Origin of the sequence: Chitinophaga niabensis (assembly GCF_039545795.1) — a bacterium.
Classification (GTDB): domain Bacteria; phylum Bacteroidota; class Bacteroidia; order Chitinophagales; family Chitinophagaceae; genus Chitinophaga; species Chitinophaga niabensis_B.
In genome coordinates, this window is record NZ_CP154260.1 from 5,359,951 (window position 1) to 5,375,839 (window position 15,889).

Annotated in this window: 14 protein-coding genes; 7 read left to right on the forward strand and 7 right to left on the reverse strand. The window is 44.7% G+C overall.

What is annotated here, in order from left to right:
* Positions 1-5: 5 nt before the first annotated feature.
* On the forward strand, positions 6-2,258 hold the full coding sequence (locus tag AAHN97_RS21200) for an excinuclease ABC subunit UvrA (protein WP_343304090.1): 2,253 nt from the start codon (positions 6-8) through the stop codon (positions 2,256-2,258).
* Here the strand turns inward: AAHN97_RS21200 and AAHN97_RS21205 are convergent.
* The 3 genes from AAHN97_RS21205 to AAHN97_RS21215 are packed head-to-tail and all read right to left on the reverse strand — an operon-like array spanning position 2,243 to position 4,629.
* The gene (locus tag AAHN97_RS21205; protein WP_343304091.1) at positions 2,243-2,626 is read right to left on the reverse strand and encodes a DUF3037 domain-containing protein; all 384 of its coding nucleotides are present in this window, start codon (positions 2,624-2,626) and stop codon (positions 2,243-2,245) included. The genes AAHN97_RS21200 and AAHN97_RS21205 overlap by 16 nt on opposite strands.
* Positions 2,604-3,401, reverse strand: coding sequence for a HipA family kinase (locus tag AAHN97_RS21210; RefSeq protein WP_343304092.1), 798 nt, complete (start codon positions 3,399-3,401; stop codon positions 2,604-2,606). The genes AAHN97_RS21205 and AAHN97_RS21210 overlap by 23 nt, the downstream gene beginning before the upstream one ends.
* Positions 3,402-3,414: 13 nt before the next feature.
* Positions 3,415-4,629: an MFS transporter gene (locus AAHN97_RS21215; protein ID WP_430516951.1), complete on the reverse strand. Its 1,215-nt coding sequence runs from the start codon at positions 4,627-4,629 to the stop codon at positions 3,415-3,417.
* A gap of 92 nt (positions 4,630-4,721) precedes the next feature.
* On the opposite strand from AAHN97_RS21215, the gene AAHN97_RS21220 reads away from it, so the two are divergent.
* Complete coding sequence (locus tag AAHN97_RS21220) at positions 4,722-5,618, forward strand: LysR family transcriptional regulator (protein ID WP_343304093.1); 897 nt, start codon at positions 4,722-4,724, stop codon at positions 5,616-5,618.
* 77 nt (positions 5,619-5,695) lie between these two features.
* Here the strand turns inward: AAHN97_RS21220 and AAHN97_RS21225 are convergent, their stop codons facing one another.
* Positions 5,696-6,124, reverse strand: a complete 429-nt coding sequence (locus AAHN97_RS21225) for a nuclear transport factor 2 family protein (protein ID WP_343304094.1) — start codon at positions 6,122-6,124, stop codon at positions 5,696-5,698.
* A gap of 35 nt (positions 6,125-6,159) precedes the next feature.
* Between AAHN97_RS21225 and AAHN97_RS21230 the strand changes: the two genes are divergently transcribed.
* The 5 genes from AAHN97_RS21230 (at position 6,160) to AAHN97_RS21250 (ending at position 12,217) form a co-directional block, all read left to right on the forward strand.
* The gene (locus AAHN97_RS21230) at positions 6,160-6,894 is read left to right on the forward strand and encodes a GNAT family N-acetyltransferase (protein WP_343304095.1); all 735 of its coding nucleotides are present in this window, start codon (positions 6,160-6,162) and stop codon (positions 6,892-6,894) included.
* Between the two features lie 20 nt (positions 6,895-6,914).
* Positions 6,915-7,952, forward strand: coding sequence for a tRNA 2-selenouridine(34) synthase MnmH (gene mnmH / locus AAHN97_RS21235; protein ID WP_343304096.1), 1,038 nt, complete (start codon positions 6,915-6,917; stop codon positions 7,950-7,952).
* On the forward strand, positions 7,949-8,986 hold the full coding sequence (gene selD / locus AAHN97_RS21240) for a selenide, water dikinase SelD (RefSeq protein WP_343304097.1): 1,038 nt from the start codon (positions 7,949-7,951) through the stop codon (positions 8,984-8,986). Before mnmH ends, selD begins: the two co-directional genes overlap by 4 nt.
* Before the next feature lie 193 nt (positions 8,987-9,179).
* Positions 9,180-11,540: an ABC transporter permease gene (locus AAHN97_RS21245; protein WP_343304098.1), complete on the forward strand. Its 2,361-nt coding sequence runs from the start codon at positions 9,180-9,182 to the stop codon at positions 11,538-11,540.
* A gap of 125 nt (positions 11,541-11,665) precedes the next feature.
* Positions 11,666-12,217, forward strand: a complete 552-nt coding sequence (locus AAHN97_RS21250; protein WP_343304099.1) for a PhnA domain-containing protein — start codon at positions 11,666-11,668, stop codon at positions 12,215-12,217.
* A 57-nt stretch (positions 12,218-12,274) separates the two neighbouring features.
* Here the strand turns inward: AAHN97_RS21250 and AAHN97_RS21255 are convergent, their stop codons facing one another.
* From AAHN97_RS21255 to AAHN97_RS21265, 3 genes are all read right to left on the reverse strand, one after another.
* Positions 12,275-13,249 carry a pyocin knob domain-containing protein gene (locus tag AAHN97_RS21255; RefSeq protein WP_343304100.1) on the reverse strand — a complete coding sequence of 325 codons (975 nt, stop codon included), beginning with the start codon at positions 13,247-13,249 and terminating at the stop codon, positions 12,275-12,277.
* 114 nt (positions 13,250-13,363) lie between these two features.
* Positions 13,364-14,482, reverse strand: a complete 1,119-nt coding sequence (locus AAHN97_RS21260) for a TlpA disulfide reductase family protein (protein WP_343304101.1) — start codon at positions 14,480-14,482, stop codon at positions 13,364-13,366.
* A gap of 15 nt (positions 14,483-14,497) precedes the next feature.
* A complete protein-coding gene (locus tag AAHN97_RS21265; protein ID WP_343304102.1) occupies positions 14,498-15,889 on the reverse strand; it encodes a RagB/SusD family nutrient uptake outer membrane protein in 1,392 nt (463 codons plus the stop codon).

Consider the following 15,889-nt stretch of genomic DNA (forward strand, 5'->3'; position numbering starts at 1 on the left):
GGGCCATGCATTCAAACCACATCATCATTGAAGGAGCCAGGGAAAACAACCTGAAAAATGTATCTCTGCGCATTCCAAAGCAACAGATCACTATTTTCACCGGCGTTTCAGGCTCCGGTAAATCCTCGATCGTTTTTGATACCATTGCCAATGAAGCGCAGCGGCAACTCTATGAAACCTTTACTGCCTTCATCCGTAATTTCCTGCCCAAATACAGCCGGCCCGCAGTAGATGATATCAAACATCTTTCTACGGCCATTGTAGTGGATCAAAAACGATTGGGTGGCAACTCCCGTTCCACACTGGGAACTATTACAGACATCAATCCCTTACTGCGTGTGCTGTTCTCCAGGGTAGGGCAGCCTGCTACAGGCCCGGCACACATTTTCTCTTTTAATGATCCCGGCGGCATGTGTCCGGAATGCCAGGGCATTGGCAGAAAAGTAGGCCTGAACCTCAAACTGTTCCTGGACAAAACAAAATCCCTCAACGAAGGAGCTATCACTTTCCCTGCTTTTGCTGTGGGTACCTGGTACTGGAAAGTGTATGCGCTCTCCGGGTACTTTGATAACGACAAAAAGCTGAATGACTACAGCCCGGAAGAATGGCAAAAGCTGCTCTACGGCGAGCCTGCGAAAGTAGATATCGGTGGTGAACTATCACTAACCTATGAAGGACTGATCGATAAATTCGACCGGCTCTATATCAAAAAAGATGGTGCCATGGCAGATTCCACCCGCAAGAGAGTAGAACCTTACATGACCACGGTAACCTGCACTGCCTGTGATGGCGCACGTTACAATCCAACCATCCTGGCCTGCATGATCGATGGATACAATATGGCAGATATGACGGCCATGCAGGTAGATGAACTGATCAAAGTGATCTCCACCATCAACGACCCCAGTGTTACACCTATTGTTACAGGATTGCAGGAAAGGTTACAGGCCCTTGTGGATATAGGGCTGGATTATGTGAGCCTGGACAGGGAAACCACTACCCTCTCCGGCGGAGAGTCCCAAAGGGTTAAAATGGTGCGGCACCTGAGCAGCAGTCTTACCGATATGCTATACATCTTCGATGAACCCAGTGTAGGATTACATCCCCGGGATGTACACCGGCTCAATGATCTTTTGCAGCAGTTGCGGGACAAAGGTAATACAGTGATTGTGGTAGAGCATGATCCGGACGTGATCAAAATTGCGGACCATATTGTGGATGTAGGGCCAGAGGCTGGTTCCCATGGAGGGCATATTGTATATGAAGGAAGTTATGAAGGGCTTTTGCAGGCAGATACTTTAACCGGGCGATACCTTAAACATGCTTTGCCTATCAAGTCTTCTTTCCGTTCCGCGAAAGGAAAGATCCATATTGCAAAGAGCTCGTTGCATAATCTGAAAGATGTATCCGTGGATATTCCAGAAGGTGTGCTTACCGTTGTAACAGGTGTAGCGGGATCCGGCAAAAGTACCCTGATCAATGAACTCTTTCTTCAGCAACATCCGGAAGCCATTGTGATAGATCAATCTGCGGTGGGTGCGAATGTACGTTCCAATGCAGGTACTTACACCGGGATCATGGATACCATCCGTCAACTGTTTGGCACGGCGAATAAAGTGAGCCCTTCCATGTTCAGTTACAATTCAAAAGGAGCCTGCAAAAATTGTAACGGATTAGGAGTGATCGTAACGGACCTTGCTTTTATGGAAACCATTACCACGCCTTGTGAAGTATGCGGTGGAAAACGTTTTCAGGAAGAAGTATTACAATATAAACTGAATGGAAAGTCCATCAGCGATGTGCTGGAAATGACCATAGCGGAGACGCTTACTTATTTCCAGAAGAAAGAGCTCCAGACAAAGTTGCAGGCCATTCATGATGTGGGGCTTGATTATCTCTCCCTCGGGCAACCCCTCAGTACTTTATCCGGCGGAGAATGTCAGCGGCTGAAACTGGCCAGTGAATTGCATAAGAAAGGAAGTTTGTATGTAATGGATGAACCTACTACCGGGCTGCATATGTCTGACATTGAACATCTGTTGCTCATCATGAACCGGCTGGTAGATAGCGGCAACACGGTGATAGTAATAGAACACAACCTGGATGTGATCCGCAATGCAGACTGGATCATAGACATTGGGCCGGAAGGAGGCCACAAAGGCGGTCAGATCATTTTCGAAGGAACACCGCGGGATATTTTGCAGGCAGAAGGATCACTCACAGGGAAATACCTGCGGTTGGCTCACAATACCAACTGAGTATGTAAACGTGTAAGTGTTTCCAGCGGGTCCTTACAGAAGCCGGGATGAATTTTTGAAGATTGAAGAATAGTACTGCGTGTGGCAGTGAGCCAGCGGAAACGGGAGGCAGGGTCTAATTTACCAATAGGCCCGGCTTCCTTTCCGCCTTTGCTGATATTTTCAAAGGACTGAATATATGTTTTCACTTCGGCAAGGTCTATGTCGCTACAAAAAGCGCGCAGCTTTTCTTCATTCAAAGCAAACATGGCCTGTAAGAAGTTTAACTTCTTGCAGTAGAGGATCACACCAACATTGAGGAATTCTTCCCGTTCCACTCTTGGCACGATCCTTATAACGGCGTACTCAAATAAGTGCTGCTCTTGCATGTTGTGCTTCTTTTACAAATATTTCAGAGGATGCGATACGGGATTCCAGGAACTGTTCGTATACCTTCCTGCCTTCTTCCGCAGAAGTTACCTGCTCATTAGCCAATAGCCATTCGTCCGGGATCATTGATACGATTGCGTGAATGCGTTCTTTTGTCAGAATAGCCCTGCATGCTGCATCTGCAACATCCAGTTCAGTTGCCCATGGCAATAACACATGGTCTTTTACCTGCACAAAGGGCCGTTTGGATTGTTCTTCCCAGTTAGACCAGGAATGATGAAAATACAGTGCAGCTCCATGATCTATCAACCACAGTTCCCTGTTCCACATGAGCATATTAGTATTCCTGGGTGTGCGGTCCACGTTTGTGAGAAAACAATCCAGCCATACAATTTTTGAAGCCAGTGCAGGATCTACAGTAGATGCTGTGGGATCAAATGTGATGGCACCGGAGAGATAATGTAAAGCCAGGTTAAGTCCTACGCTGGCTTTGTTCAGGTCCTGGATCTCTTCATCCGGCTCCGTACGGCCAAATGCAGCATCCAGGTTAGCGAAAACGAGTTCCGGTACTTTGAGGCCCAGCGCTCTGGCTGTTTCTCCTCCGATCAATTCAGCAATGAGGGCTTTGATCCCCTGGCCTGCGCCACGGAATTTGAGCACGTATAAAAAACCATCGTCTGCTTCTGCGATAGCAGGCAGTGAACCTCCTTCGCGAAGTGGTGTGACGTAGCGGGTCACGTTAACGGTTCTGATCGTATCTGGTGAATGGGTCATTTGGGGATTGAAATTAGGCTAATTTTTTATAACTCACCACTGTGAGCACTCCTCCCAATAAAACAATCAATGCCCCTACCCATGGTGTAGCCTGCAATCCAAGTCCTGCCGCATCCACTACAATTCCTCCTACGTAAGCACCTAAAGCAACACCCAGGTTGAATGCGGATATATTTAAGGAAGATGCTACGTCTTCTGTTCCGGGTAAATACTTTTCTGCGAGTTGCACAATGTATAATTGTAATCCCGGCACGGTGGAGAATGATAATCCTCCCATAAAGAATAAAGTAATTACTGCGGCTATTTTGAACCAGGCGGTGAAAGAAAAGATCAATAATACGATCACCTGTAAAGCGAACATCTTTATCAACGCTTTTGCGGGATTAGTGTTGGATAATTTTCCGCCGACCACGTTCCCTAAGGCAATGGCTACACCATACACCAATAATAACAGGCTGACAGCAGATGCTGAAAATCCCGTAACCTTTTCCAATAACGGAGCCAGGTAAGTGAAGGCCACAAAAGTACCGCCATAGCCAAATGCAGTGATCGCTAATACCAAAATGATGTGTCCGTTCCCTAGTACTTTCAGCTGATCTTTCAGTTTTAATGGCTGTCCGTTTTTGAGGTTGTTGGGTAATAGTAACATGGTGGCCAGGCAGCCGATGATTCCCAGGATAGCTACACCAATGAAAGTGGAACGCCATCCGAAATGCTGTCCTATAAAGGTTCCCAGGGGAACTCCTACAATAATGGCAATCGTTAAGCCGGCAAACATGATGGCAATAGCAGTAGCTTTTCTATCCGGCGCAACCAGTGTAGCGGCTATGGTAGCTCCCACGCCAAAGAATACGGCATGTGCAAAACCAGAAATGAAACGGGCGATGAGTAAGAAAGTGAAAGTGGGGGCTATGGCTGAAAGGATATGTCCTAATACAAATAAACCCATCAGGGAAACCAGTAAAGGTTTCTTGGGTAAATTGCTGGTGAAGGCGGTAAGGATAGGCCCTCCGATGGCTACTCCCAAAGCATAAATGCTTACCAAAAACCCGGCAGAAGATACACTCACCCGGAGGCTCTGCGCAATGGTAGGTAGTATACCCACAGCTACAAACTCTGTTGTTCCGATAGCAAAAGCACTGATCGTTAAGGCCCACAGCGCAGGGGGCAGGCCTTTTTTGGCTGGCGCCGGAGCTGGAAGCACCGCTGCCATATTTCCTTGTTGCATGATGTTTTTGATTTTACATCTGCAAAACTAGACCCTCTTCAATTATTATCATAATAAGTAAAATAGTACCTTTGTATCATAAAACTGATGATATGCAGATTAGTCTTGAGTGGTTCAGAACCTTTAAAACCATTTATGAAACAGGCTCCCTTACGGTTTCCGCGAGAGCGTTATATATCTCTCAACCCGGTGTGAGCCTGCATTTGAACTCACTGGAATCTTATGTGGGATATAAACTGTTCGACAGGGCGGCCCGTAAAATGGTGCCTACAGAGCGTGCGAAGGTATTATATAACTATATCCTGGAGGCAGTGAACAAACTGGAGCTGGCGGAAGAGCATTTCCATAAGAGTTCAGAAACCAATAAATCAACGATCAGTGTGGGCATGTGCCTGGAAACATTTCAGTTCACACTGGAGCAATACATTTCCACACTGCCTTTCAATGTCATCATCAAATTCGGAGAATACACAGAAATGCAGGAAGACCTGGATAAAGGTTTGCTGGACCTCATCATTACTCCGCAAAAAGGTAATCAACAGAACCTGGAATACAAAGCTTTTTCCAAGGAAAGGATCATTTTGGTGGGCGGCGCGAAGCAAGACAGTGCAGCATTTGATAAGCTGATCAAAGCAAAGAAATTCGCGGAAGCAGAGCAATGGTTAAAACAACAGATCTGGTATAGTTCTGCGGGAGATGTAGAGAACCTCCGGAAGTTCTGGCATATGAACTTTTCCACGCATCCTGATTTCAAGCCTAATTATATTGTACCTAACAAATGTTCTATTGTGCGTTGCCTGAGTGAAGGGAAAGGATTTGCCATCATCCCGGATTTTTTATGCCGCAATGAATTGAAAGCAGGGAAAGTGAAAGAGGTATGGCAGGGCAATAATGTAATGGAGAACACGCTGTATTTCGGGAAGCGGAAGAAAACGATGTATACGGAAGAGATCAAACTGATTGAGAGTTTGTTTGAAAAGGAAGCGTAGATCTCTTTCTATGCTTCTTGCGGAAGAGAGCCTGTTTGGAACAGAAGTCTTGCGGAAGAGAACATTGAAAAAGAAGCTTAAACCCTTTTCATCGCTTCTCCCGGAAGGCTCAGATCTCCGCTTTGTTTGAGCAGGTTAAGTTTCAAGGCACTCACATGCCATTGATCATTCTCTTTTACAGCTGTTGCATCATAAGTCCCTTCCACCGTCCAGCTATTCTGATCAATAAAGTGATCAGCTTTTCCATTGAAATGAATGGTAGCGGTGTCTCCTTCTATTGTAACAGCAAAGCCGGACAACTGGTGATGTGTACGATCAAAACCAGGCAGTACACTTTTCCAGGCATTTATAATCTGTTCCGCAGGAATGGATGCGGCAGGATTCCCGGAAAGGGAGGAATAGTCCAGGTATACATTTTCAGCCATAGCCTGTTGCACCTTGGGCCAGTTACGTTCATCAGCACCATTGAAGATGGCGGTTACTGCAGATATGATCAGCTGTTCCATACTGCTAATATAATAAAATGCTTAACTTGATGAATATGGAAATAAAGGTATCTAAATGCGGCCTCGAAACCATTCAACCACTCCGGGCGTTGTTCCTGCACGAAAGCAATTTTCAATTCGTTTGTAACAAATGTCATGATTTTGGCTGGGCAGATACTTACCTCTTTACAACAGAAGGGGTAGAGATCGGTTATGGCTCTGTTTGGGGAACAAACAAAAGAGAAGACAGGGATACCATCTTTGAGTTCTACCTGCTTCCTCCCTACAGAAGATCTGCACACCTGATCTTTCCTTTATTCCATGCAGCATGTGGCGCTACCTTAATTGAATGCCAGACAAATGATCCCCTGTTAACGTCCCTGTTATATGGTTTTACCTCCAATATACAAGCAGAAGCGATCTTGTTTGATGAAGATTATACCAGTACACTTGCTATACCCGGTGTTACTTTTCGTAAAAGGGAAGAAACGGATGTGATGGGAGATGATGACAGCACCTATATTCTGGAAAGGAATGGTGAAATAGTAGCCAGCGGAGGTTTTGTCTGGAGTTACAATATGCCATACATAGATATCTACATGCAGGTAAAAGAAGCTTTCCGCCAACAGGGCCTCGGCAGCCTGATCGTACAGGAGTTGAAGAAAGAGGCCTACCTTTTGAAAAGAGTACCCGCTGCCAGATGTAATATCAGCAATCATCGTTCAAAGGCCACTTTACTGAAAGCAGGATTTAAAGTTTGCGGGTACCGGCTGAAAGGAACAATTCAATAATTTTTAATTAATATGCACGCATGATACGTGCGGTTACCATCAAAGATCTTATTGCATTACAGGGAAATGTTCCGCTGGCAGATGTACGTACACCTGCGGAATTTGAGCATGGTCACATGCCCGGCGCATTTAATCTTCCCATATTCAGCAATGAAGAACGGGTAGAAGTGGGCACTACCTATAAACAGCAGGGAAAAGAAGCGGCTATCTTATTAGGGTTTGATCTCACAGGCAATAAATGGTCAGGTTTTGTAAGAGAGGCCCTGAAAATGGCTCCCGCCAAAAAAATAGCATTGCATTGCTGGCGTGGCGGAATGCGTAGTGGCGCCATGGCTTGGGCATTAGATCTTTATGGCTTTGAAGTATACCTGGTAAAAGGTGGTTATAAAAGCTATCGCAGATGGGTATTGGAACAATTTGAAGAAAAGTATCCACTCCTTGTATTAGGTGGAAAAACTGGTTCAGGCAAAACAAAGATCCTTCACCAGATGCTGGTTTTAGGAGAACAGATGATAGACCTGGAAGAGATTGCACAGCACCAGGGCTCCTCTTACGGCACAATGAATAAACTGGTACAACCTACACAGGAACAGTTTGAAAATAATCTTGCAGACCAGTTAGCAAAACTGGATAAGCAACGAAAAATATGGATAGAAGACGAAAGCCTTACCATAGGAAAACGCTTTATCCCAAAACCATTCTGGAACCAGATGGAAGCTGCAATACTGATCGATATCAAGGTTCCGGATGAGCGTAGGGTACAAACCCTTGTGCAGGAATATGGTGTATTGGATAAAGATTTCCTGGTAGAATGTACAGAACGGATCCATAAACGCCTGGGACCTGAGCAAACAAAAAAAGCGGTAGCTGCTATCCGTGAAGGGCGTATGAGCGAATTCATACAGCTTGTACTCGTTTATTATGATAAGACATACCGTACCGGATTATCCAGAAGGCATACCAGCCAGGTATTTCCAATAGAACTCGTAAATAATGATCTCATGCAAAATGCCATAAAAATTCTGGATTTTGCACATTCAGAAGCAACAACCATATGAAGGAAGACATCAAACTCACCCAATACTCTCATGGGGCAGGCTGCGGTTGCAAGATCAGTCCTGCCATTCTCGATAAAATACTTCATAGCACAACAGCCATGCCTTCCGATCCCCGTTTACTGGTAGGTAATGACAAAAGGGACGATGCTGCAGTGTTAGACCTGGGCAATGGCGCTGCACTTATTTCCACTACAGACTTTTTTATGCCCATCGTAGATGATCCTTTTGACTTTGGCAGGATTGCTTCCGCGAATGCGATCAGCGATGTATATGCAATGGGAGGGAAACCAGTACTGGCCATAGCTATCCTGGGCTGGCCTATTGAAAAACTTCCACCCGAAACTGCACAAAAGGTGCTGGAAGGAGCCAGGGCTATTTGTGCAGAAGCGGGTATCACGCTTGCGGGAGGGCATAGTATTGATTGCCCGGAACCTGTGTTTGGTTTGGCAGTAAATGGTCTTGTGAACATTCCTCAACTGAAACAGAATTCAACAGCTACTACGGGGTGCCAACTCTATCTTACAAAAGCATTGGGTGTGGGTATACTTTCCACAGCACAAAAAAGAGGGCTGCTGCTTCCTGAAGATGCAGTGCTGGCAGTAAAAAGTATGACCACTCTCAATAAAGCAGGAGCCGCATTTGCAGAATTGAACAGCGTAAAAGCGATGACAGATGTTACTGGTTTTGGTTTACTGGGGCACCTGGCTGAAATGTGCGAGGGGAGCAATTTGTCTGCCACTATTGAATTTGATAAGGTACCAATGATCTCTTCACTGCCTTATTACCTGGAAAAAAACTGTTTTCCTGGTGGCACACAACGTAACTGGATCAGCTATGGCCAGAAAATAGGGCCGCTCTCTGATACCCAAAAATATGTGCTTGCCGATCCGCAGACAAGTGGTGGATTATTGGTGGCGGTTGCACCGGAAGGCATTGCAGAATTTGAAGATCTCCTGAGAGCACAGGGATTACCGGTCAGCCCGTTTGGAACACTTAAAGCACATGATGGAGGTCCATTGATCAATGTGGTCTGAAGCAATTCCTCAAGGAACCTATTAGTTGGTACGGAAGAATTCAGCTTTACCCTGAACAGAAAACAGAGAAGTACAGAAGCGGACGCTGCGTGTATCAAAACCGAACATCCCTGAATCACTCCATACTGATAATCAATCATTTATTTACTGGCCCTTTTCTTGTTCGGTACCTTCATCACTCAACGGGAAAGGTATGTTCGCAAATTACTTTAAAACAGCCTGGCGCAATCTGCTGAAGAATAAATTCTACTCGCTGGTTAATATTACCGGATTAACAGCCGGTTTAGCTATTGGTATTATGATCCTGTTATGGGTGCAGGACGAACTGAGTTTTGATAAATTCCATCAGCAGTCTGATCAGCTCTACCGTTTGCAAAACCGCGTGGGTACCGGCAGCAGTGTACAGATCTGGACGGTAACCAATGCCCCCATTGCTCCATCCGGCAAAACACAGTTGCCGGAAGTGAAAGCATTCGCACGCATCACGAATAATTATTTCCATGCCAATTACAGGGCGGGAGATAAAGTGTTCATTGAAGAAAATACTTTCCTGGTTGATCCCTCCTTCTTTTCAATATTTGATTTTAAACTGATTGCCGGAGATAACAAACATCCTTTTACAGATGAGCACACAGTAGTGCTCACACAAAAAACGGCCAAACGTTATTTTGGCGATGCAGATCCCATCGGCAAAGTGATCCTGGGGGATAATAAAGAGAGCTTCACTGTAAGTGGCGTTATCAAAGATTTTCCACTGAACTCCAGCATCCAGGGAGATATGTTCTTTCCCATGGAACTGATGAACAAAGTGAAATATGCCACCAGGAAAGGGAGTATCAATGAAAATTGGGATGAATATAATTTCTTCACCTATCTGCTTCTGGAGCCCGGCACAAATACCAATACGCTTTCAGATAAGCTCCGTTCCATACATCTTACCAACCGGCCAAAGGATACAGACATCAAATACCTGTTACAGAAGATAGGGGATATGCATTTGTACCAGGCAGATGGTACTAATGGCGGTATCAGCACGGTACGTACTTTCACAATTATTGCATTGCTGATCCTGATCATTGCCTGCATTAATTATGTGAACCTCTCTACCTCCCGGTCTATGCTTCGCTTCAAGGAAGTGAGCATGCGAAAGATCTTTGGAGCTATGCGCATCCAGTTATTCTTCCAGTTCATTATAGAAACAACGATCCTCTTCCTCTTTTCCTTATTGCTGAGCCTGGTATTGATCTATGTAGCACTGCCCTTGTTCAACAAAATATCAGGAAAGGAAATGGTCATCAATTTTGCAGATTATCATATCTGGATGGTGATATTATTAGCGGGGCTGGGAACATTGGCTGCATCCAGTATTTATCCTGCTATGCTATTGTCATCTTTTGATCCTATCAGGGCCTTGAAAGGGAAAGTATCTTCCGGTATTAAGGGTGTTACCTTCCGAAAGGTACTGGTGGTAAGCCAATTCACCATTTCTGTAGGATTGATCACCGGTACTATCATTATCCGTCAGCAGTTAAAATATATCCAGACAAAAGATCTGGGTTATGATAAAACCCATGTATTCTCCTTCTGGCTCCGCGATGCCAATGAACATGCGGAAGCCATCAGGAACCAATTAATGAATGCACCTGGGGTATCAGGTGTAACACAGGCAAACGGATATATTGCTATGCTAGGTGCCCAAAGTGGTAACAACTCCTGGGATGGGAAAGGCGCAGATCAGACCTTAATGATGTATCCTTTAAGCGTTGATAAAGAATTTATTCCTTTCTTCAAAGTGCAATTACTGGAGGGCCGCAATTTCTCTGGTACCCTGGCTGATTCCAATCACTACATCCTGAATGAAACAGCAGTGAAACAAACGGGGATCAAAGATCCTTTGGGGAAACGGTTTAAATTATGGGAAGTGGAAGGAACTATTATTGGTGTGGTGAAAGACTTTCATTTTGCCTCCTTAAAAAAAGAGATCCAACCGGCGGTATTTTATTCCAAACCTCAGCAGAACAATACCGTGTTTGTGAGAACAACCGGTAAAGACGCAGAAAAAGCGATAGCTGCTGCCAAAGCCATATGGGACCAGCAGAATCCTGGTGTAGATTTTCAGTATTCTTTTATGGACAAAGTGTTCAATGATATTTACAAGGCAGAACAGGGAAGAAGTATGCTCTTCAATTCATTTGCGGCCATTGCTATTCTAATATCCTGCCTGGGATTACTGGGGCTTACGGCCTATACTGCCCAGGTGCGTACACGTGAAATAGGTGTACGAAAAGTTTTAGGAGCCAGTGTAAGCAGTATCATCAGTCTGCTTACAAAAGACTTTATCCTCCTGGTGCTGATTGCTATCCTGATCGCTGTTCCGGTTTCATGGTATGCCATGAGCAAATGGCTGGATGACTTTGCTTACAGGACTACTATCAGCTGGATGGTTTTCCTGGTTTCCGGGTTAATAGCTGTGTCTATTGCTATACTTACCATCAGTTTCCTTTCTATTAAAGCTGCGCTGGCCAATCCGGCTAAAAGCCTGACTGCTGATTAACCTGTCGTAAAACACCCCTTAAGGGTATCAATTGCACACAAATAGCCTATCTTGAGCCTATGTCAAGCCTATGTGAGGTATTGGAATGATATCCTTACCTTAGCGCACATTTTTAAAGTAATATGATGAGTAACAAATGCCAGCTTTGCCAGAGCGAAGCTAACCTTAAAACATATGAGGTACCACCCGAGACCAGCAGCAATCGGGATAACAGCATCCTGATTTGTGCGAAATGCCTGGCACAGATTGAGAAGAAAGAGGAATTAGATAGCAATCACTGGCGTGTGCTATCAGAAGCCATGTGGAGCGAGGTGCCAGCTGTACAGGTAGTATCCTGGCGGATGCTGAACCGTTTAAAACAGGAAAGCTGGGCCATGGAGAACCTGGACATGATGTATCTCACTGATGAAACACTAACCTGGGCTAAAGCTACCGGAGATCATGATAATGATGGCACAGTGGATCTTCATAAAGATGCGAATGGTAATCAACTGCAAACAGGTGATACTGTCATTTTAACTAAATCACTGGATGTGAAAGGTAGTACGCTGAATGCGAAGATGGGTACAGTGGTGAAGAATATTAAACTGGTAGAAGATAATACGGAACAGATCGAAGGTAAGATAGAAGGGCAGGTGATTGTGATCCTTACGAAGTATGTGAGAAAACAGAGTTAGGCGAAAGAATTATAAATAAAGGAGCCTCCTCTTGTTGCAGAGGCGGCTCCTTTATTATTATTGTTTTTTCAACAACTTAATCTCCTCTTTTTGGCTGTTAACCTGCTTTTGCAGGTCGATCAGGTATAAGGTTAGCTCTTCCACCTTCTGCAAAAGCTTTTTATTCATTTCCCCCAGATCATGTCCATTTTCTTCCATTTCTTTTGCAGACGGAATTTCAGGCAAATGTTTATTAGTTATAATAAATGCTTCCAGTTGTTGCAAAGATGGAAGTTTATAATTTGCATCAAATACAAAGTCAGGCCAATTGGCTAACATCTTTACTTTCACTTTTTCTGCAATAATGCTGCCAGCTACTGCCAGTTTATGTCCTTTTGGATCAGTAGTACCGATGGCCACATTTCCATTAGCGCCTATTCTCATTGCTTCATACCAATAACCATCAGAAAAACGCCACATACCAAGACCAGGGTAATCCCCTTCTGTTAATTGCATGTTGAATGCCCTGGAACCGGTATTATTCATTAAATAAAGCTGGGAACTTATTCCTGAAGAGCCTTCTTTGGCTATGGCGACCGCTGCATTAGTCCTGATCGTACCGTTCACCTGAAGAGCAGAGGTACCGTCATGCACTGCATTATTAATTAAAACGACAGGACTCGCAGCGGTAAATGCTTCCCTCCAACCGCTCCAGTTACCATTATACTGTCCTCTGAAAAACATCCGGTCCGTAAATGCACTCATACCGATCGCTATTTGAGAGCCCCAGATATTTCCATCGCCTCCTCCATTCCGATGCCTGACATTAATTACACTCCACCAGTCAGTGGTCAAGGGGGCATTAAACACTCCTGCACTCCTACCCAGCGTTCCTAAGAAGGACCGGCTCATTAATCCTGCTGTATTAAAATCACCTTCACTATCTGAATATGTACCGGCTTTTGTAACTTCAGCTTCAGTTACTTGGCCATAGGCTTGAAGTCCAACAAACAATGCGCCTATTGCGAAACATGCTTTTTTAATTGCTTTCATAGTTATTTAATTAAGGGAATGGGTTAAGAGATATAATCCCAATATAAATAACTTTCTACTATAAAAAAACCGCCGGCCCCTTAGAACCAGCGGTTTCCATTCGGATATTATTGCTTAGCGGGTCATCTCTTCTATCTTTTTATACAGGGCTTCTCCTTTGAGGCCACGAGCCACTACCCTTCCTTTTGCATCCAGCAGGAAATTATCCGGCACTGCATTGATTCCAAAAAATACAGCTACCGGTTCCTCCCATTTCTTTAATCCGGACACATGGTACCAGGGCATGCCATCTTTCACGATCGCATCTTTCCAGCGTTGTGCATTGTCATCCAGTGATACACTGATGATCTCAAAACCTTTTCCATGAAAGGAGTTGAAGGCTTTCACCACATTGGGATTTTCTGCACGGCAGGGAGCACACCAGCTGGCCCAGAAATCTACCAGTGTTACTTTTCCTTTGCTAACTACATCATTCAAATGAAGTTCATTCCGGGCTGTATCCAGTGAGGTAAAGGAAGGCATTATGGTGCCTATTTTTGTTTTCTTTGCTACTTCCAGTCTTCCTCCCAATTCTTTTCCTGTAGGCAATTGTTTCAGGGATGCATCCAGTTTTTCGAACAAAGGTGCGGTTACCGGATAATTCATTGTTGCGCCTGCGAGTTGATTAATAGCTACCAGGGAAATGAACGACTTCGGATGTTCTTTTACGAAACGGATGTTTACCTGTTTAAAAGAATCCTGCAAGGCGGCGTATTCTTTTTCCAGTTCTTTGAACGCTGGTTCCTCTCGTTTCTCTTTTGGAGTGGCTATAGCGGTTGTTCTCAATACGCCCAGTCTTTTCAGGATCGGTGAAGTAGCGTTTTCCAGTTCCTGATTATCTGCATTCACCTGATGAGCTTTAAGCACGCTGGTTTTAACAGAGTCTGTTCCTTCCAGCAAAATTAAACCCGGTTCTAAATAGAACCGCTTGTTATCAGCGATCTCGTTCTTTTTCATCGGGCGCATGGAACGGAGGCCGATCAACGTTGGCTCTTTGAAATCCTTTTTGATCTCAAAACGGCCATCTGTTACAATGATCGTGTCGATCGCAATCTGATTATCTTTTGTATAGATCAGGGCGATGGAATCCTGGCCTTTCCAGTTACTGATATGGCCTTTCAGGCGGTATTCCTTTTGTTGTCCGAAACTCGTGAATGGCGTCAGGAGAGATATGATGATGATGAGTTGTTTCATTATTTTATTTTTTGCTTATTCGTAGCCGGGATTTTGACTGAGATTTGGATTCTTTTGTCTTTCTGCAAACGGAATGGGCAGGTTCAGATTGGTGGTATTCCAGCCTGTTTTATGCGCATTATAAATAGCATCTGCCTGGCCGGTACGTTTGATATCAAACCAGCGATGGCCGAGTTCACCGAATAATTCTGTAAATCGCTCTTTGTAGATGGCTTGCAGCAGATCTACCTGGCTGATATCAGGATTGGTATTTTTGATCAATGGCAAACCTGCGCGGAAACGGATTGAATCAATATCTGCAATGGCATCTGCGAGTTTGTTCTGTTGTGCTCTTGCTTCTGCGCGAATGAGATACTGTTCTGCGAGGCGGAACATGATGGTACCTTCTGCTTTTGCACCTGCCTGTATATTGCTAAATACCTTATATTTAAGAAATCCGGGGAACCCATCAGGACCTGTCCTTGTCCACTTTATCCTCCGCTGATCACCCGGTTCAAAAGAAGCCAGCAACCATGTACTTAAACGAAACGGAGCATTGGTAGTGGGATTAATATTACTGGATAACCTACCTGCCTCTACCGTATAGATGTTTGCACCGCCACCAGCAAACTGGAAGATCGCTTCCGGAGAAGTGAGCAAAGAAATGCCATTCAGGGAATCCAGTTTATACGGACCAGCAGAGATCACTGCGCTGGCTTGTTTTTCTGCTTCTGCCCAGTTCTTTCTGTACAGATACATCCTTGCCAGCAATGCGGTTGCCGTCCATTTATTGGCGCGGATCCTAACACCCTCCTTAGTATAGGCTTCCCCGGTTTTTTCCTGTGCAAATAAAAGATCTTCTGCTATCTGCGCCCATACTTTTTCCGGGGCCGATCTTGATGCCAATGCATTGGTACGGTAATCTGATGTAAGCAACAAGGGAACTGAGTCAAAACAATTTACGAGGTAGAAATAGCTCAATGCTCTGAGGAAACGGCCTTCACCCAATAACTGATCCTTTGTTTTTGGTGTAACGCCGGATGACTTTGCAACATTTTCCAACAAAATATTTGACTGGTAGATCATGTTGTATAACGGCCCCCAGAATGAACCACTTACAGTGCTGTTAGTGTTGGTCAGTTTGAATTCAAAGAATTGCTGTTGCTCCACGGAATACGTAAGCCGGACAAATTCATCAGATGCCACCCCAAGATTAGTAGCCAACCCTCCTGAAAAAGGCCCTGTTGCCCAACCGTCCTGCGTGCTGGCATAGATACCCCGTATAGCTGAGTTTGCTTTCCCATCATCTGCAAACACTGCAGATGTGTTCAGTTGGGTGATGGGTAAAGGTACCTCCACAAATTTGTTGCAGGCAGCAGCAGCGGTTAGCATAAGCGCTCCTGCCATTAATATTTTATATCGTTTCAT

What these genes read in the sequence shown, in the direction of transcription:
- AAHN97_RS21200 (WP_343304090.1), top strand. Translation starts at nt 6, where the DNA reads ATGCATTCAAACCACATCATCATTGAAGGAGCCAGGGAAAACAACCTG.
- AAHN97_RS21205 (WP_343304091.1), bottom strand. Translation starts at nt 2,626, where the DNA reads ATGCAAGAGCAGCACTTATTTGAGTACGCCGTTATAAGGATCGTGCCA.
- AAHN97_RS21210 (WP_343304092.1), bottom strand. Translation starts at nt 3,401, where the DNA reads ATGACCCATTCACCAGATACGATCAGAACCGTTAACGTGACCCGCTAC.
- AAHN97_RS21215 (WP_430516951.1), bottom strand. Translation starts at nt 4,629, where the DNA reads ATGCAACAAGGAAATATGGCAGCGGTGCTTCCAGCTCCGGCGCCAGCC.
- AAHN97_RS21220 (WP_343304093.1), top strand. Translation starts at nt 4,722, where the DNA reads ATGCAGATTAGTCTTGAGTGGTTCAGAACCTTTAAAACCATTTATGAA.
- AAHN97_RS21225 (WP_343304094.1), bottom strand. Translation starts at nt 6,124, where the DNA reads ATGGAACAGCTGATCATATCTGCAGTAACCGCCATCTTCAATGGTGCT.
- AAHN97_RS21230 (WP_343304095.1), top strand. Translation starts at nt 6,160, where the DNA reads ATGGAAATAAAGGTATCTAAATGCGGCCTCGAAACCATTCAACCACTC.
- mnmH (WP_343304096.1), top strand. Translation starts at nt 6,915, where the DNA reads ATGATACGTGCGGTTACCATCAAAGATCTTATTGCATTACAGGGAAAT.
- selD (WP_343304097.1), top strand. Translation starts at nt 7,949, where the DNA reads ATGAAGGAAGACATCAAACTCACCCAATACTCTCATGGGGCAGGCTGC.
- AAHN97_RS21245 (WP_343304098.1), top strand. Translation starts at nt 9,180, where the DNA reads ATGTTCGCAAATTACTTTAAAACAGCCTGGCGCAATCTGCTGAAGAAT.
- AAHN97_RS21250 (WP_343304099.1), top strand. Translation starts at nt 11,666, where the DNA reads ATGAGTAACAAATGCCAGCTTTGCCAGAGCGAAGCTAACCTTAAAACA.
- AAHN97_RS21255 (WP_343304100.1), bottom strand. Translation starts at nt 13,249, where the DNA reads ATGAAAGCAATTAAAAAAGCATGTTTCGCAATAGGCGCATTGTTTGTT.
- AAHN97_RS21260 (WP_343304101.1), bottom strand. Translation starts at nt 14,482, where the DNA reads ATGAAACAACTCATCATCATCATATCTCTCCTGACGCCATTCACGAGT.
- AAHN97_RS21265 (WP_343304102.1), bottom strand. Translation starts at nt 15,889, where the DNA reads ATGAAACGATATAAAATATTAATGGCAGGAGCGCTTATGCTAACCGCT.